Consider the following 18,098-nt stretch of genomic DNA (forward strand, 5'->3'; position numbering starts at 1 on the left):
CATCTTCAAACTTGACAACGCCGAATTGCCAGATATTGGAGTTCACTACTGGCTAGATGCAGGAACGAGGCTGAAATACATTTTGAAAGTCTGGGTTGAGGATTAAAGAGCTTGCGAATTAGTAGTCAGGGTGGGCGTTTGCTCACCTTGCTTTTTCATGCGGTAATATGGAATGAGATGGTGAAACACTGAGACTATAGCTATGACGCTCGCATCAAATAAACAAACCGCTATCATTCGTACAGAGCGAGGACTGACAATCGCAGGAACCCGCATCACCCTCTACGATGTGATGGATTATGTGACTGCTCAATATCCACCTAAGTTCATTCAGGGATTATTTGATCTGACGGAAGAGCAAATTAACACTGCCCTGGCTTATATTGAGGCTAATCGTGCGGATGTAGAGGCTGAGTACCAGCAAGTTCTCAAAGAAGCTGAAGAACTCCGACAATATTATGAAGAGCAAAATCGTGAGCGAGTGGCTCGAAGTGCTGCTAAGCCGCCAAAACCAGGCACAGAAGCCATTCGAGCCAAACTTCAAGCGGAAAAAGCCAAGTTGGCATCACGGGCATGAATTTTCTAGTTGATCATAACTTACGAGGGCATTCTGTTGTCCTCGCCGGGAGACTTGCTGCCAGTGGTTGGCTTGACTTGATCTCGATTCGTTTTATTCTGTTTGAAGAAGTTGGGTTAGCTGTCACGAGCGATGATCGCGTTGTTTGGCGGTATGCCCAAGCCAATCAGATGATCCTGATCACCGCTAACCGAAGTATGAAAGGCAAAGATTCTCTGGAGCAAGTGATGCGGGAGGAAAATACCCCCACATCATTACCTGTTGTGACAATCGCTAATATTGAGCGACTACTTGCCGAGCCAGATTATCGCGATCGTTGCGTTAATCGTTTGGTTGATATTGTAGTTGATATTGAAGATTATCAAGGCGCAAGACGCATTTTCATTCCGTGACGCGCCGAATGCTAGAGCCGTTGAAGTCTATCTGTAGGGACACGGCATAACGGGTTCGTTATAGCATGATTAACTGCCAATCCCTCTTGAAAAACCCGCTCCCTTCTCCCCACTGCTGTAACAAAAAACAACTATCTCCCGATAGCGATCGCTAAAGGTCGAATAATTGTAAATTTTTGTCAAGGGGTGCGGTGAGATCGAAGAATCATCCCTAGAATGAGCCTAAAATTGTCAGGAATTTAGTTAAACAAGGTTTTTGGCAATATGCTAATATTGTATTCATCACTATAACTATATAACCATGAAAATTGACCCTAGCACCATATTGAAAGATTTTTATAAAGTCATTGATCCGTCTTTAGATAAGGAGACTTATTTCTTGTCCCCCTGTCAGGTATGCCAGATACATAGAGTTTATTTTTGCTATAATGATCTGGCAACTCTGACAAATTAAAAGTCTAAAAAAAGATTAGGACAGTAAAAATATGAAAGACACAGATGTTCAAGAATTTGCACTAGCCTATGCTAAAGGTTTGGTTAGTGCAATTCCAGTGATAGGAGGGTTAACCGTAGAACTACTAAATTTTGCAATTCCTAATCAACGACAAGAGCGAATTGAGACTTTGCTAAATATTCTTGCCTCTAGAGTCTTTAATATATCCGAGCAAGAATTAAAACAAAAATTTCAATCAACAGACTTTATCGATATTTTTGAAGATGTATTATTGCAGTCCGTCCGAGCGACCAGTCAAGAAAGGCTTGAATATTTAGCTTCGGTTTTAGAAAAGGGATTAAAAGAGGAAGATTTTGATCGTATCCAGTCTAAAAGACTTTTAGAAATTTTAGAAAAAATTAATGATACAGAAGTTCTCCTTCTTCAATATCATGCTTTAAGTCAATATGAAGCAGAAAAACTTCGAGATTTTATGAATATACACGGACGTATTTTTGATAATGATGATTTACAAAAAAAAGCGATGTTTGACCATTATTTAGATAATCTAATTACTTTAGGACTTATTGGTCCGTGTGATTGTGAGCCAAAATTCTCAAGTAATAGGCAATATATAGCAACAGATGATCCAATTTGCGCGACTCAATTAGGTTATATGCTATTACAGTTAATAGATTTAAAATTTGATGCTGATTTTGTAGGTACACCGATTAATGCTTTAGATGTTTCTAGAGGATTGCTATCAACAACACAGCAACTCAAAAATCAAATTGAATATACTAAAAATAATACATTTCGAGAATTTGAAAAAGATATGAAACAGGGATTGAATACATTTAACAATGAACTAGAAAGAAAATTTAAACGAATATCTAGAGGACTTTCTTAAAAAAATTAGCGGCTCTTCTGGTTTCTGTGTGGAAACGAGGTCTATACTGATAGTTTCTTCCGCAAAATAGCGCTAAAAGTCTTGTCTGATAAGTATTTCACAATTCCATAAGCAAAAATTATCACACAAAGTCGAGAAGAGCCAATTAGCTTTTATGATAGCACGAACTCACGCATAGATCGCCGCCTCTGGTGTATCTTTCGCCTTCGGTGACGTATCTCCCCTAGTAATCAGTTTAAGTGTTCTAGGGTCACAACTTCCCGATATCAATACCAGTTCTACTGCTCCAGCGATCGATTTTGGGGAACGCACCATGCCCATTGATTGAAACTGTGGGTTAAAGTGCGATGCCGCTCTTGTGGGCCTAGTTGGGGAATGTTAGCGAAGATTTCCGATGTTTAGGTTAAAATAGAGGGCAAAAGTTGCCACAGGGTCAAGCCAATGACAATCCGTCAACCCCGCTATAGCAAAGAAGAATTTGCCCAACGAGGCGATCTGATTTATCAAACGCAAATACGCCCACAGGTCGAATTGGGTAATCAGGGCAAAATTGTAGCAATTGACCTTGAAACTGGCGACTTTGAAATTGATGCGCGTGAAATATCTGCTTGCAATAGACTCGAAGCTCGTCACCCAGATGCTCAAATCTGGATTGTTCGAGTCGGTTCTCGCTATGTTCGCCGATTTGGTGGACGGACAAAGAGATTAGTATGATCGCAGGAATCGTTAACGCGGATTTTGAGGCGATTATTTCACTTTCGATCTTGTGACTCTGAAGGAAATATTTACGCGCAAGATGCGATCGTTGATACAGGTTTTAATGGTTGGCTTTCATTGCCACCAGACCTAATCGATCAGCTAAACCTGAAATGGAAAAGACGAGGACGTGCTATTCTTGGTGATGGTAGCGAATGCGTTTTTAATGTCTATGAAGCTGTCGTAATTTGGGACGGAGATTATTTAACCATACCAATTGATGAAGCTGATTCGGAACCTCTAGTTGGAATGTTATTAATGGAAGGCTATCAACTCACGGTTCAAGTGTTTGAAGAAGGCAGCGTAGAAATCCGCAAAGTAACTGCCGGCTAACACTGTGTTGGAGCCGACTTCACAAAAAATACCTACAAAAATTACAGGTTATCTGCCGCCGCTCAACTTAGCCGTTATACTGAATCGGTTTTTAATAGCATGATTAACTGCGAATCCAAACTGCTGTAACAAAAAACAACTATCTCCCGATAGCGATCGCTAAAGGTCGAATAATTGTAAATTTTTGTCAAGGGGTGCGGTCAGACAGAGGAATCATCGCTAGAATGAGCCTAATTGTCAGGAATTTAGTTAAACAAGGTTTTTGGCAATATGCTAATCTGGCTAACACGCTTTTGGGCGTGATATACCGAAAGTTTCTACATATCGTTACTCTGGAGAGTGTTATACAGAAAGTTGACCTATAATATGTAGTTAGGCTGCTTCGTTTTTTGGTTGTGGCTGTCCTTGAAGGTGATTTTTAGAATCACAAAGTTTTCGTTATTGAGATTTTTTATGCAATCCGGTCTCCGCAGTGGAAAGCTTACAAAATGGAAAGATGAGCGTGGATTTGGTTTTATTCAACCCGTTGATGGGAGTCAAGAAGTTTTTTTGCATATTTCTGAAGTTAAAGATGCAACCCGTCGTCCACAAGAAAACGACACGATTTATTACCAGTGCATAGTTGACTCAGATGGCAAAGTTCGAGCTTACAACGCATTTATTCTGGGAGCAAGAAACAAGTCAGCACCTTCAAGTAGTCGAACTAAACCCTCTGATGCCATCATTTCAAGCTTTCCGATAGTTGAGGTAGTTCTGTTGTCGCTTCTGCCTTTGGTTGGAGCTATTCATTTTACATGGACGACACGCAATCCCATTCCACTGATTCTTTATCCCGTAATGAGTTTAGTGACTTACGCTCTATACGCAGATGATAAATCTCGTGCTAAACGAAAGGATTGGCGAACTTCTGAACAAACGCTACATCTGTGTGAACTTGCGGGTGGATGGTTGGGTGGGTTTATTGCCCAGCGAATATTGGGCCATAAATGTCAGAAAGAGTCTTATCAAGTCACTTTTTGGGCGATCGTGATCATTCATTCTGTTGTATGGCTGTTTTGGCTGTTTTTGGGAGGAACGCTATGAGGTATTGCGATTCTAAAAGCAGCAGCGCGATCGCCGCTCTTGTAGGGTGCGTTCCCTAATGTAAGTCCTACTGCTCCACTGATCGATTTTGGGGAACGCACCATGCCCATGGATTGAAACTGTGGGTTTAAGTGCGATGCCGCTCTTGTGGGTCTAGTTGGGGAATGTTAGCGAAGATTTCCGATGTTTAGGTTAAAATAGAGGGCAAAAGTTGCCACAGGGTCGCTTCAATGACAGTTCGACAACCCCGCTACAGCAAAGAAGAATTCGCTCGACGTGGTAATGAGATTTATGAATCTCAGGTACGTTCTCAAGTGGAGGAGGGAAATCACGGGAGAATTGTGGCGATCGACATCGAAACTGGAGCGTTTGAGCTTGCCGACGATACGATTACTGCTACCGATCATCTCTATGAGCGTGTCCCTGATGCTCAACCTTGGGTGATTCGGATTGGACATAGAGCCGTCTTCCGTTTTGGCAGTCGCAGCCAGAGAAAGCCAGTATGATGTTCGGTGTGGTCAATAATAATTGTGAAGCAATCCTCAAGGTGGCAGTCGGTCGCATTGGCTCACCGAAAATAGCACTCGATGCTATCATTGATACTGGATTCACCAGCTTTTTGTCTTTACCGCTTTCTGTCATCACAGATATAGGGCTTGCCTTGGTACTATCGAGATATTGGCACATTAGGGGACGGGAGCGAAGTCGTTTTTGAAATATACAAAGCTTCTGTGATCTGGGATGGTCAAGAGCAGATTATTGATGTGGCAGCTTCTGATGCAGAGCCGTTAGTGGGGATGGGTCTTTTCTATGGCTTTAAACTTCAGATTGAGGCAGTGGAAGGTGGGCGCGTTACAATTGAAGCGTTATGACTCAGCCAAAGTTATCGGTGAAGACGGTCTAACTTTACCGTTATACTGAATCGGTTTTTAATACCATGATTAACTGCCAATCCAACTTGAAAAACCCGCTCCCTTCTCCCCGCTCTCCTATAGCTTTTAAACAGGATTTAGTCTGACTATCTAGGGTTTGCTCAATAAGTACGGGCGAAGCATTCGGATAGAAAATCTACGTTTTCACCGATAGGTTATTGCCCGAATGCTTCGCCCCTACAGGACGCGGGCCGATGAAGACGCAAGGTTTTGAACGACGATTCTCTCAAAATCTTGCACCTGTTTCGCGAGAAAAGCCCCAAAACCCTTACTTTGCCTACATTTCAAATTTATTCAGCAAACCTTATCTAAATTACTCGTTAAGACTATGAGCAGGGAGCAGAGAGAAAAAACCTGACTACTGACTGAAAGCTGATCACCGACAAAACCTATCCCAAAACGATCGAATCGCGCAGGGATTGAATTTCCTCGGTTTGTAAACGCGCCCCAAAAGTAGAAACCACCCGGGCAGCCGCTAGAGAAGCGAGATTTCCCGCCCCTTTGTAACCCATACCGTGGGTGATACCGTAGAGAAACGCACCTGCATACATATCCCCCGCGCCGACGGTATCGATCGCCTGTACGGGATGGGGGTCAATTTCCAAGAGATTTTCGCCATCATAGATCAAAGAACCACTGGCACCCCGGGTGATAGCGAATCCTTTGGCAATGGTTTTAAAATAGGCGATCGCTGACTCGATTTCGTCGCTGCTGGAAATAGTCAAAGCTTCCGACTCATTAGCGAAAACGAAATCTAACCCCGTTCCAATCATTTCCAGTAATCCCTCCAGGAAGAAGATCGCCATATTGGGATCCGACAGGGATAAAGCGGTTTTGACTCCAGCGGCCTGAGCAATTTCTCGCCCTTTAATAGCGGCAGCTTTGGCAGTGGGAGAGGTGACGAGATAACCTTCGAGATAGAGATAATCGGCATTAGCGATCGCTGAGGGGACTAATTCTCGTTCGGAAATTTCCCCGGTGATGCCGAGAAAAGTATTCATGGTGCGATCGGCATCGGGAGTGACGAAAACTAGACATTTTCCCGTGATTCCCACCTCTTTTTCGCCACCATGTTCATTGGTATGCAAACCACAGGCCCGCAGATCTTGCAGATAAAACTTACCTAATTCGTCATTACCCACTTTACAGGAATAGAAACCTCTACCCCCCAACTGAGCGATCGCTACTAGGGTATTCGCCGCCGATCCGCCACCGCTGCGTTTACAATCAAAAGCCAATTTTTCCATCAACTGGGTTTGACGATTTTCGTCCACCAGCGTCATCACTCCTTTATCGATGCCCAATTCTTGCAGTAATTCAGGAGAGACTTGAAATTCCATATCGACGAGCGCGTTACCGATCCCATAAACGTTGTATTGTTTGCCCATAATTTAGTCGATCGCCTAAAAATACTTTGTTACTGATAGTAGGGAAAGAAGGGGCAAAAAGCTAGGGGCTTTTTTCAGCCGGAGAATACCATAAACAAAAATTATCGGTGTGCTAGTCTCACACACCGGGTAATTTTTGTTAAGTTTTGTTTAACTAAGCCACTTTAAGCCTCATCGTAGGCTTCTAGATCCAACAGATAAAGATAAGGTTCGGCTAATTCCTGCCTTTGAAAAGCGATCGCTCGCAACAGATGCCAATCCCGCAAAGCCTCGAAAGGGTTACTATACTCATCTTTTTCTAGTCGTTCGGCTAAAGAAGCAATATCAGCGGCGGTATATTTGGCAATATCTTGATCAGTGAAGCTTATAACTGTCATTTCTACACCTTCCTCGACCTTTGTTCTATTTCTAGCCTAACACATATTCTGAGTTGAAAAAATGTCTTGACCGCCAAGTTAAGAACTGTAAATGAAAGGTTCACTGTGGTACAATTCCAGAAAAAAAGCTATTTTTAGTTGATCTTCTATGAAAACAGCCCTCATTACTGGTGCTTCCACCGGTATCGGTATCGTCTTTGCTCGTCAACTTGCCCAAAGGCAAATGGAGCTAATTTTAGTCGCCAGATCTAGGGATAAACTAGAACAATTAGCAGCGGAATTGGAGAAACAATACGGGGTAAAAGTGACGGTTATCGTTCAAGATTTGACCGTTGCCGGGGCAGGAAAGCTGGTATATGATACGGTGAACCAAAAAGGAATCAACGTTGATTTACTGGTAAATAATGCCGGTTTTGGTGATTATGGTGCTTTTAGCGAGCAGGATTTAGCCCGACAGTTAGAAATGATCCAGTTAAATAATCTGGTACTGGTGGAATTAAGCCACTATTTTCTCCGTCCGATGCTTGCTGGCGCTGGGGGAGCAATTATCAATGTTGCTTCCATTGCTGGGTTTCAACCGCTGCCCTATCTTTCCGTTTATGCGGCGACAAAAGCTTTTGTCCTCAGCTTTAGCGAGTCTCTCTGGGCAGAAAATAAAGACAAAGGCGTTGAAATCCTCGCTCTTTGCCCCGGTCCGACGGAATCGAATTTTTTTGAGGTGGCCCGATTTCCCAGGGCTTTGATGGGCAAAAACGGCCGGTTAGATTCGGCGGAATTGGTGGTACAAGAGGCTTTAACTGCCTTGGCAAACAAACGCCCCAACGTGGTAGCTGGTAAATTGGCTAATAAAATTATCGTCAATCTGCCCCGTTTTTTACCCAGAAGTTGGATCGTGTCTTTGATAGAAAAGCAATTTAAGGTATAACTAGGGTTGGCTGAAAAAGTTTTTCGTGGGGGCAGGGTGTGGGGTGTAGGGTGTAGGGTGTAGGGTTTTACCCATTTTCAGATGGTCAATTACCTAATTTTCAGGGAAAAAGTGCCTGAATTTTCCCCCCGATCATTCCAATGACTGGCACTTGTTTGATTTGAAAAAAGCCTCAAGATATTACCCAACAAGGTTTTTAGATTTATTCAGCAGACCCTAACTAGAATCAAGCTAATTAGAGCAATTGCTGATAGGATTTTAAGGGAATACCTGTACGGTTTCTCACTTCGATCGCCGAACGATAGACACCGTTTTTTTCTCTTTCGGCGACAATTTTATCGGCCAGGGAAAAGTCAAGACCGAGATTGACTAATTCCGCAACGGAGTGGTAGTTTAAACAACGCCAAGAAACGTCAACTTCTTGGCGAATATCGTAGGCAAAGATAACCAAAGGTTCTAATTTTTTGAGATAATTTTCTGGTAAACCAGCCAGGAAGTGTAATTCTTCTAAATGGGTAAAAATATGTCCTTCGTTACGGACAGAAACGATATCATTGGCATAGACAATCGGCAACCCTAATTTATAAACCAGATCGTTGGTGGAACAACTGTTAATATCAATTTTTTCGAGAGGAGAGAATGACTGTCCAGAATTGGTTCTATTTCCCGAAGCTATTGGATGGGAATTAAGCTGTTGACGTATGTATAAACCCAGGCCGATTTGGGCAAACCAAATTACGATAAAAGCCTCTTGTGTAAGGAAAATAAAGGAGATAATTGTCAAGGCAATGCCGACGGATAACCAACTTTGGTTATTAGTTTTTTTGCCAGCATTAGCAATGGCAAGCCCACCGAAAACTGGGACTAAAGATAGCAATATCCACTCGGAAGATTCGGGAGGGCGAGGAGAGAGATTAGACATATTTTTTAAAGAGAATCTAAATATTTTCTGCGTTTTTCTTCGTATTCTTCAGCAGTAATAATTCCCTGATCGTAAAGTTTTTTAAGCTGCAGTAAAGTAGCGGTTTTTTGCTGGCCTGATTCTGGCAGTCTTCGCTCTGTACTGTTGGCGAGATAGTTAGGATTGTATTTAGCATCAAAAGCTTGATCTGACATGATGATTAAACCAATAAATTCAAAAAAAGCAATGATGCCGGGGATAAAAGTCCAGAAGAAAAGTAGATAGAGAACACCTGCTAAATTCTCCCCTAGATAAAATTTATGGATGCCAAGATAACCGAGAAAAAAGGCTAGTAAAGCCGCTATAGTTCTATTTCTCATAATTTTTGAGATTTCCCTAATTTAGCCAAAAGAAAGTATAAAATCACGATGCCTGCCTGTAATTCCAAGAGAGTAATATAACCCTTGACTAGATAATTTAATTCTAGGGAGGAATTAAAGGCAAAAACTAGCGCACCCAAGACTAAAAAAGGCAGTAAACGCCAGCCAGACTTGGGTATTTTTATTCCCGTACTATTAACCTGATTCATGGGCTAATTCTCTAGGTTGGTCTTTTTCGGTGATAGTCGCAAAATCGAGCTTTGTCAAGGGGGGGGTTGATTAACTTTTAGCATCTCAACCAGAATATTATGGGCATCTTTGGCTGATTCTAGGGTGCGCTCGAAAGCTATTCTAATTGTTTGACTCTCCCCTAATTTTTCCACGGCTAAATCCATGCCTTCGGGATCGATGGAAAGCATTTGAGCAGTTTCTGCATCGGTGATATTACCGTAAACTTGAGCGTAGAAAAGCACGGCATCACCGTGATCTTTGTTCATGTGTTTACAGATGCGATCGCTAATGGCGGGAGTGATAGTTTCAGACATAATATTCTCGAAAAAAATCGATAATAAGATGGGGACGGATAAAAGCCAGTTCTAAATCGAGGCCAATGGGGGGATATTAGCTAGGGTAGCGTAATTAATCGCTAATTGCCAGATAATTTGAGCTTGGGGATGGCAGGTATTAATGATAAGTTTAATATTATTTTCTTGACAGAAATCCTTAATTGTGCATTCATCTAATTGTCCTACTTAAGGTCAATCGGGGCAGAGAGTAAGAGCCGGGGCTACCTGCGCTGTTAAATTGCCTGTTGAGATGAGACAAGAGGCAACCCCCCCAGCGTCGGGGGGCAAGGGGGATGAGGTGAGATTCAGCTAATCGGATAGGCGATTAAAATGCCTCTTAGCTTCAAACCCCACACTCTGTCCCTAGGAAAAACTTTTTTCAGTACACCCTATATATTTTATCGTTCACAACCGACAACAGAAGCGGTGTAGGTATTACCGATGTGCTGAATACCATTGACAAAAAGATTGACTAGAAAAGGTTGATCATTTGCCCGTACTGTGGCAGTAATTGTTAAGGGTTTATCTGGTTCGATTCCTACTCCATTAGTATTAAAAAATTCCTCGTTAGTTTGATCGCTATACTTGAGAAACAGCCGGATATCAAAGGAGGCAGCCCGGGGAACAGAAACCGTAACGATAAACCTCTGAAAACTTCTACCCCCCGGAACTGCCCAATCGGTATTCCAATTATTACGAGTTATCGTGACACCGAAAGGACCTGGAACAGTGGGTTGTGAGACAGTTTTCGTAACTTCACTCCCTTCACCCCCTAATAGAGAAAGTGGCCGACAATTTTGCGCGGCTGCCGGTAGATGTGAGCTTAATAATACCGCCGATAGACCCAATAAGCCAGTGATAGAAGTTAATTTCATCATTGATTTTGTCTCCAATTAATAGAACCTATCCAAAAATTATAGATGATCATGACGGTAAAAAAAGGCAATTTAACTTAATTGAGGTAAATTCCTGGAAAAATGCCGATAATCAACCTGAATTTTCAAAAACGGTGTTAAAATTGATTCATAATTTCCATATAAATATGTTCTAACTGTACCGTCTGACGGGCGATAGAATCAATATTAATACCATCAAATGCCTGAATAATCTCGCTTAATTCTAGATGTTCATCTAACCAAAAAGCTAAATCTTTACCGTAAAATTTGGGAGTAAATCCTAATTGTTTACCTCGATTTATCGCCGCTTCTTGATCCTGGGTATCCATGATAATAATTTCTTTCGCAGGAATGTGCTGACGCAGCTGATTTAAATTACCTTCGGCAATAATACGACCTTGTTTTAAAATCCCGATACGTTGACAGAGACGCTGTGCTTCATCGAGGAGATGGGTAGTTAATAAAATTGTCATTCCCTGTCGCCGTAATTCTCCGATTAAATCCCAAATTTCATAACGAGATTCGATGTCTAAACCGGTGGTTGGTTCATCGAGAATTAATAATTTTGGCTGATGAACAATAGCCACGGCAATATTCATCCGGCGCTGCATTCCACCGCTTAAAGTTTCCACTGGACTACGGGCGCGATCGAGCAAATTTACTGCGGATAAACTGGTTTTAATCCGATGACGACGCTGGGGGCGATCGAGTCCATAAATCTGAGCAAAAAAGTTGAGATTTTCCTCACAAGTAAGGGATTTGTACAATAAATTTTCTTGCGGGGCAACCCCAATTAATTCTTTAGTAACTCTGGAAATTGGCAAATAATTAAAGGTAATTTCTCCCGATGAGGGTTTTAATAAATTACAAATTAAGTTAATAGTGGTGGTTTTTCCCGCACCATTGGGACCGAGTAAACCGTAAATTTCTCCCGCTTCAATATGAAAGTTTAATTCATCTAATACTAAGCGTCTTCCGTAATTTTTTTTGACATTATTAATAGTCAGCATTTTTAATAAAGTAATAAGGATAGTCAGGATTTTTAGGCCATCAGCCGTCAGCTAGGAATAGTACGAATAACAGGTAAATTGGCTAATTACACTGAAAAACTAAGAAGCTGAATAACTGATGGTGGGTTACGGCGAATAGATAAATTAATGATTAAGTCTGATAATTTGTCTCCGCCTAACCCACCCTACCTAACTTTTCTAACTGATAACTGATCACTGATAACTGATCACTGATTTACAGTCGGCGTTCAAGGTTTAACATTTGTCGATAGGTAAGCCAACCACCTGCTACCATAGCTAAAGCAAAAAGACAGAGAAAGCGAAAATGAGAGCTAATATCTTGGAGATTTTCGCCCTTTGCCCAAACAGCAATTAAAGCTTCATTCATGTGGTAGATCGGGTTATATTTAGCCAGAGATAGAATATTGTCGGGGAATAAAGCAGTCGGGAGAAAAACGCCGCCTAAAATTAATAAAGGAACCCCAAAAGTTCCCACCAAAGCATTAACATCTTCCGTTCTTTTCGCTAGTTGAGTACCGAGGATAAATCCTAAACCCACATAGGCGGTGATACTAAGAAAAATAATTAATAATTCTAGAGGAATTGAGCCTTTAAAAGTGGCTCCATACTGTTTAGCAATAGAATAAACTAAAACTGTCTGACAGGCGGCAATCACACAATGGGCGAGAAAAATGCCGATAAAATAGGAAACACCGCTTAAAGGCGATAAAAATAACCGTTTAATCGTTTGTTGTTCCCTTTCTGCTACTACCGTCGCCACAGTTCCCCCCAAACAACTAAAGAAAAGTGCCGCCCCGACGAGGGTGGGAGGAGTAGCCAGAGCCATCGCCTCGGCAAGCTCAATTTTGCCTTTTTCTGCCATAATATAGCCATTTAAGAGCAGGACAAGGATCGGGAAAATGCCCCAGAGGATTAAGCTACGCCCGCGCCGGATTAATTCCACTAAAATTCGTTGAGCGATCGCTAAAATTTCCTGCCAATATTTCATAGAATGTTAGTGTAATTGTTTCTCCCTGTAGAGAAATAAGTTTTTCTACTTTCGACTTAGGCTTATTGTAAGTGTTCCAGAGCTTGATCGGCGCGCAATCTTACCACTATTTCCGCTTCTGTCTCCCGAATCTGTCCTAAAAGTTCTCGAATCGCCCCGCGAAATGCCGCCGCCGCAGTTCCTAATCCCTGCAATCCGACGATCGCCGCATATCTAACCACCCACTCTGGATCCCCTTGCGAAAGTTTCTCCAATGCTGTAAAAACCGCATTCTGAGCCTCATAAACCCGACTTTCCTCCAAATCAGACCAAATTATATTTCCTAAGCCTCTAGCCGCCCCTCGCCGCACGCTAAAGGAAAAATCACTCACCGCCGCCTCAAGTAATAAGTCCAATCCTCGCACATCGCCAATTGCTGCTAGGGCGCGGGTTGCCCAAGCTCTCGCCCCATAATTATAACCGTCTAGGTTGGCCAGTAAATAGGGAACCGCCGCTTTGCCGATGGCGATTAAACCATCCACGGCTGCCACGGAGGCACCAGGGTTATTATATCTGAGGACATCGGTGAGGGTGGGTATTGCCGCTTCACTTTTGGCGGCGGCTAATTTTTCCACGGCGGTTAGTAACCCATTGGCTGAGTCGGCTTTTTCGACGGCAATAATTAAAGTTTCAACGGTAGGAAGCATTGGTTATTAGTAGAGGGGTTAGGGGTTAGGGGTTAGGGAGTGGGGAAGTGGGGAAGTGGGGAAGTGGGAGAATAAATAAAAATAATCTCCTGAATACTGACTCGGAGAATACTGACTCCTAACTCCTATATCCTAACCCCACCAACAAACTTTTAAAGATAATTTTATCGCCAAACTTTTTTCGGTAAAATCTGACTAATTTCTTGGGGAAAAGGACAATCATCGGGAAAGTTAAAGGATTGATAATCGGGGTTATCTCGCAAGCTTTTTAAAGCCGTGGCATAGCAATCTAAAAATACTTGCTCCCAGTAGGGTTTTAAACTAGGAGAATCGCTCAAAAGTTCTTCTAGTTCCCGTTGACTGCGCCTAATAGTTTCTTGCCAACCTCGATAATCTTGAAGCTAATCAGTATAGCAGAGTTTGAGGCAGTGTGTTGACTTCTGCCCAAACTTTCTATCGTTCCAGATCAGCAGCAGCGAGTAACCTCCCCTATTGTACCAAAGAATCCATACCGTCCGCTACACTAGGGATGTTATGCTGTTTGCTAAGGCCGTAGGGAACTTAAAATCCCATTTTGGGATTATCCTAAAATAGGTTTATCTTGGACTTGCTAACTACTGTGCTCATTAAAGCACGATGAAATCTATTTTTAGTCCAGAGTACCATGTCTTTCGTCGATGCCTGATCGCCGCCCGTAAGGATGCGAATTTAACTCAAGCAGCCCTCGCTAAAGCCATCAAAAAGCCTCAATCCTTCGTTGCCAAATACGAAAATGGTGAAAGAAGATTAGATGTCGTTGAGTTCCTTCTGGTTAGTCGTGTCATCGGTGTAGATCCTTGCGAAATTTTAAGGCAAGTTGAGCAAGCTTGTCAGTCCATATCTTGTGGGGAAGGGTTATGAATACAGAAGATGTTATTAGCCTTGCATCGCAATATCTAGATGATTTGTCTGGACATAGATTTGACCTATTAGACATTGCTAGACCAATATCGGTTGCTGCAGCAGTTAATTTAGCCAAAGTAATTTCAAAGCTATCACCACTATTGGGAAATCTGATTGAATTTAACACTGTTGAGTTTTTGAATAAGCAGGAAATATTTGCGCCGTTTGGTGAATGGAAAAGGCAAGAGCCAGGATTTCCTGATACTGTCTTCATGGGTAGCATCCAGCCTACCCCCGGATTAGAAATAAAAGCATGGTTCCCATTAGCTACGGAAATAACAGCCCGTTTCAAAGATAGTCAAAATCATTTTCAGTTTGATCAAACCTACGTTTCCCTGATAGCTTGGCTGCCTGAAACAGTAATTTATGGCAAACCCAAGATTCTAGATGTATGCGTTGTCTCTGGCTTTTCAGTGGCTAAAGCGAGAGATGATCATTATCATAATCCTCCTGATTACCTTGTTCTAGAACCTGAAGATACAACCCAAAGAACAGCAAATTTGCAGCAAACAAATACTAATGGATACAAATTTCAAGGAACGGATGAAGAACTATTTCAAGCTGAAGAAATAGTTAATTCTTGGGGAAATGATGGCAGGCTGTATAAGCGGACACAAGAGTATCAAATGCTCTTGCGGGAACTGAACACTCGCTTCAAATACAGATTAGACACTAATTTTGCCAAAATGGACAGGATTTTACATCCAGGAATTGAGGATTTTAAAAAGCGTGTTTATCGAACACAGTTCTCTGGAATGGAAGTTGGACAGTGGAACAGGCTTTTAGCTAGTCGTCGAGAGGAGTTAATTAAATCTGCTTTCAGAGAACACCTTGGCATTAAAGAAGGGAACATTGATGAACTACTTGACTAAATCTTTTGACTCCATAATAGAAATAAGTTTCGTCAATTTCACAAGCGAAAGCTTTTCGATTCAGGATATTGGCAGCTAAAGAGGCACTGAAAAGCCCCCCAAATGGTTCCCAAACCACATCCTGTTCCTCACTTGAAGCTTCAATAATTAATTTCATCAGATCCAGGGGCTTTTGATTTAAGTGAACAGCTTTACCATCCTGAGACTTAATTCGTTCATCATCGCGCAAAGCTGAACGATCCCAAACATTTGTAAAACCATGAGGGCAATTAAATTTAGAGCGCATCTTCTCCCACTCTTTACCTGTTAAAGGACGCTGGCCATTTTTAGAAAAATAGGGTTTTCCCTCTGGGTTTCCGTGTTCGTTGGCATAGAAAACTAATTTTTCAAACATTTCCGGTGGGGGAAAATACCATAAATGTCCTTGATCAAAATATTTTCTTGTTGCCGCATCTGCGACACCACAAGCTAAATTAGCTTGACGCAAAGGTAAGCTCGATCTTAACCATTCCTTTCGGAGCCATTCTTTAAGTGTTAAGTCAGCAATTTTGACTTCTCTAACGTATTGGACGCAAACCTCTGTCACCACTGGAAAACGCCTTATTTTTTCTGTGTTGACATTACCAGCAATATGACCTTTTCCTTTATTCCATATATTACAATTAACATATCGCCAACCAAATTTCTCAAGTATTGGATGTACCACAGCCCAGCCAATTTCTGAGTTCCAAAACCAAAGAGTTGTATTTGGCAAGGCTAACTTCGACCAAGCTTCCACATGAGGTTCATACCATTCAGGTAGGTCAAGATGATCTGATGTATCACCTTCAAATCCTAAAAGACCGTAGCCTCCGTCTGAGATTATTACTATAGGTTGTTCCCAAGAATCATAATGTTCAATGCTATTACCAAGACTCAGACTAACACTGCTGTTATTCCAAGCTGAAAAAGCTAGTTTCTCAGTAAGTTGGACAGTTTTGCCACGCCCAACAGTGCTTGTTGCTTTATTCTTCTTTATACTTGCCAGGCTATGGGAAGGCTCAGGTATATCCATGGATTTTTTTATCGTCTTATAAACAGGATGAATATCAATACTCTATCCTGTTTTAGGATATTTGGCTACCCCATAAACCAATGACCTAGAAACTTAGCCTAAGACTAGCAAACTTTCTATCTCCTCGATCAAGTTTTCCCAGTCAACTTTATCACAGTTTTTTTGTTTTAACAGAGTGATTGTTTCGTTCAGCCACCCAACATAATCAGTTTGAATTATCATAATATATCTGGATTTTATCCGTTTGAATTTTCCTAGAAAATAACCAATCATTGACAGCATTTCTCATAAAGATAAAGTATAACTGTATCGGACATTGTCTCAGATTTGAACGTGTTCTAAACCCACTAACAAACTTTTCAAGATAATTTTATCGCCAAAATTTTTTCTGTAAAATCTGACTAATTTCTTGAGGAAAAGGACAATCATCGGGAAAGTTAAAAGATTGATAATCGGGGTTATCTCGCAAGCTTTTTAAAGCCGTGGCATAGCAATCTAAAAATACTTGCTCCCAGTAGGGTTTTAAACTAGGAGAATCGCTCAAAAGTTCTTCTAGTTCCCGTTGACTGCGCCTAATAGTTTCTTGCCAACCTCGATAATCCTCAACGTAATCAGTATAGCAAAGTTTGAGGCAGTGTTCTAACATGGTCGTTAACCGGTTGCGGAGTTCACGTTTTTGACTTCTGCCCAAACTTTCTATCTCCTCGATCAAGTTTTCCCAGTCAACTTTATCAAATTTTTTTTCTTTTAACAGAGTGATTGTTTCGTTCAGCCAGCCGGCATAATCGGTTTGAATTAGCATAAAAAACTCTGGATTTTATCCGTTTGAATTTAGATAAAAAATAACCAATTATTGATTACAATAAACCATCCATTAAAGTGAGAATTTCGGAGATATTTTCGCCCCTAGAATTAGTTTTTAGATGGTTTTCTAAAAGTTCCTTGAGAGCAACCAGTTTCAGACTATTTTCCGCCAAAGTATTAGCGATCGCAGGAGCAGCCGGCAGATAACCCGTAGCGCCTAAATCCATTAAAGCAGAACGACGCAGCTGTAATTCTTCCCCTTGCAAGGCCTTAATCAGAATATCGCCATAGTGGGGGTTAGCCGTGAGTTGATAGAGGGCGCGGGCAGCCGCATAACGCACTTTTTCGACGAAATGCTGTAAAAACGGCTCGATCAGGGGAATCGCTGCCGTCGCTTGCAGGGTTCCCAATGCCTCGATAATCGCCTCGTAGGGTTGGACTAAATGGGGTTTTCCCGCCACTAAAACGGCCACTTCGATGCCACCCTCTAATAGTTTCTTTAAAGGTGCGATCGCTCTTCGATCCTGAAGCATTGCCAATGCTTGGGCAGCCGATTCGCGCACATAATAATCTTCACAGTCGAGACAGGCAATCAAAGCGGGAAGACAACTGAGATCATCTAATTTCCCTAAAGCGCTGGCAGCGTTGCGTCGCAGGGGATAACCGCCGTCGGGAGTGCGATCGCTTTCGTCTTCTAAAGCGGCAATTAACGCCGAAATCGCCTCCGGTTGACGCACACGAAATCTACCCAACCACCAAGCGGCATAATAACGTGCGCCTAGGTCTTCTCTTTGCTGGATATTAGCGATCGCTTGTTCAACAGTATAGGCCGGATTATCGACGGCAGCAGAGTAAGAATCGCTCATAGACAA

Annotated in this window: 24 protein-coding genes and 2 pseudogenes; 11 read left to right on the plus strand and 15 right to left on the minus strand. The window is 42.0% G+C overall.

The window, feature by feature from the left end:
- Positions 1 to 202 precede the first annotated feature (202 nt).
- The 8 genes and pseudogenes from GQR42_RS02140 to GQR42_RS02175 all read left to right on the plus strand — a co-directional run bounded on the left by GQR42_RS02140 (position 203) and on the right by GQR42_RS02175 (position 5,356).
- Entirely contained in the window at positions 203 to 577 is a 375-nt protein-coding gene (locus GQR42_RS02140) for a DUF433 domain-containing protein (protein WP_158198725.1), read from the plus strand.
- A complete protein-coding gene (locus GQR42_RS02145) occupies positions 574 to 969 on the plus strand; it encodes a DUF5615 family PIN-like protein (RefSeq protein WP_158198726.1) in 396 nt (131 codons plus the stop codon). Before GQR42_RS02140 ends, GQR42_RS02145 begins: the two co-directional genes overlap by 4 nt.
- Before the next feature lie 485 nt (positions 970 to 1,454).
- Positions 1,455 to 2,312 carry a hypothetical protein gene (locus tag GQR42_RS02150; RefSeq protein ID WP_158198727.1) on the plus strand — a complete coding sequence of 286 codons (858 nt, stop codon included), beginning with the start codon at positions 1,455 to 1,457 and terminating at the stop codon, positions 2,310 to 2,312.
- 441 nt (positions 2,313 to 2,753) lie between these two features.
- Positions 2,754 to 3,026: a hypothetical protein gene (locus tag GQR42_RS02155; protein WP_158198728.1), complete on the plus strand. Its 273-nt coding sequence runs from the start codon at positions 2,754 to 2,756 to the stop codon at positions 3,024 to 3,026.
- A 120-nt stretch (positions 3,027 to 3,146) separates the two neighbouring features.
- On the plus strand, positions 3,147 to 3,401 hold the full coding sequence (locus GQR42_RS02160; RefSeq protein ID WP_233271230.1) for a hypothetical protein: 255 nt from the start codon (positions 3,147 to 3,149) through the stop codon (positions 3,399 to 3,401).
- A gap of 453 nt (positions 3,402 to 3,854) precedes the next feature.
- Positions 3,855 to 4,484, plus strand: coding sequence for a DUF1294 domain-containing protein (locus GQR42_RS02165; protein ID WP_002774811.1), 630 nt, complete (start codon positions 3,855 to 3,857; stop codon positions 4,482 to 4,484).
- A gap of 230 nt (positions 4,485 to 4,714) precedes the next feature.
- Entirely contained in the window at positions 4,715 to 4,990 is a 276-nt protein-coding gene (locus GQR42_RS02170; RefSeq protein ID WP_002774813.1) for a hypothetical protein, read from the plus strand.
- Positions 4,987 to 5,356: pseudogene (locus GQR42_RS02175) on the plus strand (clan AA aspartic protease). Before GQR42_RS02170 ends, GQR42_RS02175 begins: the two are co-directional and overlap by 4 nt.
- A gap of 449 nt (positions 5,357 to 5,805) precedes the next feature.
- Here GQR42_RS02175 and GQR42_RS02180 read toward each other — a convergent pair.
- Positions 5,806 to 6,804: an adenosine kinase gene (locus tag GQR42_RS02180; protein WP_158198729.1), complete on the minus strand. Its 999-nt coding sequence runs from the start codon at positions 6,802 to 6,804 to the stop codon at positions 5,806 to 5,808.
- 164 nt (positions 6,805 to 6,968) lie between these two features.
- Positions 6,969 to 7,181, minus strand: coding sequence for a protein IsiD (gene isiD / locus GQR42_RS02185; protein ID WP_002732311.1), 213 nt, complete (start codon positions 7,179 to 7,181; stop codon positions 6,969 to 6,971).
- Between the two features lie 148 nt (positions 7,182 to 7,329).
- Between isiD and GQR42_RS02190 the strand changes: the two genes are divergently transcribed.
- Positions 7,330 to 8,106 carry an SDR family NAD(P)-dependent oxidoreductase gene (locus tag GQR42_RS02190; RefSeq protein WP_158198730.1) on the plus strand — a complete coding sequence of 259 codons (777 nt, stop codon included), beginning with the start codon at positions 7,330 to 7,332 and terminating at the stop codon, positions 8,104 to 8,106.
- 235 nt (positions 8,107 to 8,341) lie between these two features.
- On the opposite strand, the gene GQR42_RS02195 is transcribed toward GQR42_RS02190, so the two are convergent.
- From GQR42_RS02195 to GQR42_RS02235, 9 genes and pseudogenes are all read right to left on the minus strand, one after another.
- The gene (locus tag GQR42_RS02195; RefSeq protein WP_158198731.1) at positions 8,342 to 9,028 is read right to left on the minus strand and encodes a helix-hairpin-helix domain-containing protein; all 687 of its coding nucleotides are present in this window, start codon (positions 9,026 to 9,028) and stop codon (positions 8,342 to 8,344) included.
- A gap of 5 nt (positions 9,029 to 9,033) precedes the next feature.
- Positions 9,034 to 9,387 (minus strand): NINE protein, encoded by a 354-nt coding sequence (locus GQR42_RS02200; RefSeq protein ID WP_110545502.1) that lies wholly within the window; start codon positions 9,385 to 9,387, stop codon positions 9,034 to 9,036.
- Positions 9,384 to 9,596 (minus strand): hypothetical protein, encoded by a 213-nt coding sequence (locus tag GQR42_RS02205; RefSeq protein WP_158198732.1) that lies wholly within the window; start codon positions 9,594 to 9,596, stop codon positions 9,384 to 9,386. Before GQR42_RS02205 ends, GQR42_RS02200 begins: the two co-directional genes overlap by 4 nt.
- A gap of 54 nt (positions 9,597 to 9,650) precedes the next feature.
- On the minus strand, positions 9,651 to 9,932 hold the full coding sequence (locus tag GQR42_RS02210; RefSeq protein ID WP_158198733.1) for a DUF2470 domain-containing protein: 282 nt from the start codon (positions 9,930 to 9,932) through the stop codon (positions 9,651 to 9,653).
- A gap of 419 nt (positions 9,933 to 10,351) precedes the next feature.
- Positions 10,352 to 10,831: a hypothetical protein gene (locus GQR42_RS02215; RefSeq protein ID WP_158198734.1), complete on the minus strand. Its 480-nt coding sequence runs from the start codon at positions 10,829 to 10,831 to the stop codon at positions 10,352 to 10,354.
- Positions 10,832 to 10,965: 134 nt separating this feature from the next.
- Positions 10,966 to 11,859 (minus strand): ABC transporter ATP-binding protein, encoded by an 894-nt coding sequence (locus GQR42_RS02220; RefSeq protein ID WP_158198735.1) that lies wholly within the window; start codon positions 11,857 to 11,859, stop codon positions 10,966 to 10,968.
- A gap of 235 nt (positions 11,860 to 12,094) precedes the next feature.
- Positions 12,095 to 12,868: an ABC transporter permease gene (locus GQR42_RS02225; protein WP_002774827.1), complete on the minus strand. Its 774-nt coding sequence runs from the start codon at positions 12,866 to 12,868 to the stop codon at positions 12,095 to 12,097.
- 62 nt (positions 12,869 to 12,930) lie between these two features.
- Entirely contained in the window at positions 12,931 to 13,554 is a 624-nt protein-coding gene (locus GQR42_RS02230; protein WP_158198736.1) for a HEAT repeat domain-containing protein, read from the minus strand.
- 164 nt (positions 13,555 to 13,718) lie between these two features.
- Positions 13,719 to 13,982 (minus strand): annotated as a pseudogene (locus GQR42_RS02235) (DUF29 family protein); the annotation flags it as partial.
- Positions 13,983 to 14,190: 208 nt separating this feature from the next.
- On the opposite strand from GQR42_RS02235, the gene GQR42_RS02240 reads away from it, so the two are divergent.
- Both GQR42_RS02240 and GQR42_RS02245 read left to right on the plus strand, forming a co-directional pair.
- Entirely contained in the window at positions 14,191 to 14,454 is a 264-nt protein-coding gene (locus tag GQR42_RS02240) for a helix-turn-helix domain-containing protein (RefSeq protein ID WP_158198737.1), read from the plus strand.
- Positions 14,451 to 15,368, plus strand: coding sequence for a hypothetical protein (locus tag GQR42_RS02245; RefSeq protein WP_158198738.1), 918 nt, complete (start codon positions 14,451 to 14,453; stop codon positions 15,366 to 15,368). Before GQR42_RS02240 ends, GQR42_RS02245 begins: the two co-directional genes overlap by 4 nt.
- Here GQR42_RS02245 and GQR42_RS02250 read toward each other — a convergent pair.
- The 4 genes from GQR42_RS02250 to GQR42_RS02265 form a co-directional block, all read right to left on the minus strand.
- Complete coding sequence (locus GQR42_RS02250; RefSeq protein ID WP_158198739.1) at positions 15,334 to 16,422, minus strand: DNA methyltransferase; 1,089 nt, start codon at positions 16,420 to 16,422, stop codon at positions 15,334 to 15,336. The genes GQR42_RS02245 and GQR42_RS02250 overlap by 35 nt on opposite strands.
- A gap of 93 nt (positions 16,423 to 16,515) precedes the next feature.
- Positions 16,516 to 16,704 carry a DUF29 family protein gene (locus tag GQR42_RS29805; RefSeq protein ID WP_371731298.1) on the minus strand — a complete coding sequence of 63 codons (189 nt, stop codon included), beginning with the start codon at positions 16,702 to 16,704 and terminating at the stop codon, positions 16,516 to 16,518.
- 88 nt (positions 16,705 to 16,792) lie between these two features.
- Positions 16,793 to 17,224: a DUF29 domain-containing protein gene (locus GQR42_RS02260; RefSeq protein ID WP_158198740.1), complete on the minus strand. Its 432-nt coding sequence runs from the start codon at positions 17,222 to 17,224 to the stop codon at positions 16,793 to 16,795.
- 55 nt (positions 17,225 to 17,279) lie between these two features.
- Complete coding sequence (locus GQR42_RS02265) at positions 17,280 to 18,092, minus strand: HEAT repeat domain-containing protein (RefSeq protein WP_158198741.1); 813 nt, start codon at positions 18,090 to 18,092, stop codon at positions 17,280 to 17,282.
- Positions 18,093 to 18,098 lie beyond the last annotated feature (6 nt).

Source organism: Microcystis aeruginosa FD4, assembly GCF_009792235.1.
Classification (GTDB): domain Bacteria; phylum Cyanobacteriota; class Cyanobacteriia; order Cyanobacteriales; family Microcystaceae; genus Microcystis; species Microcystis viridis.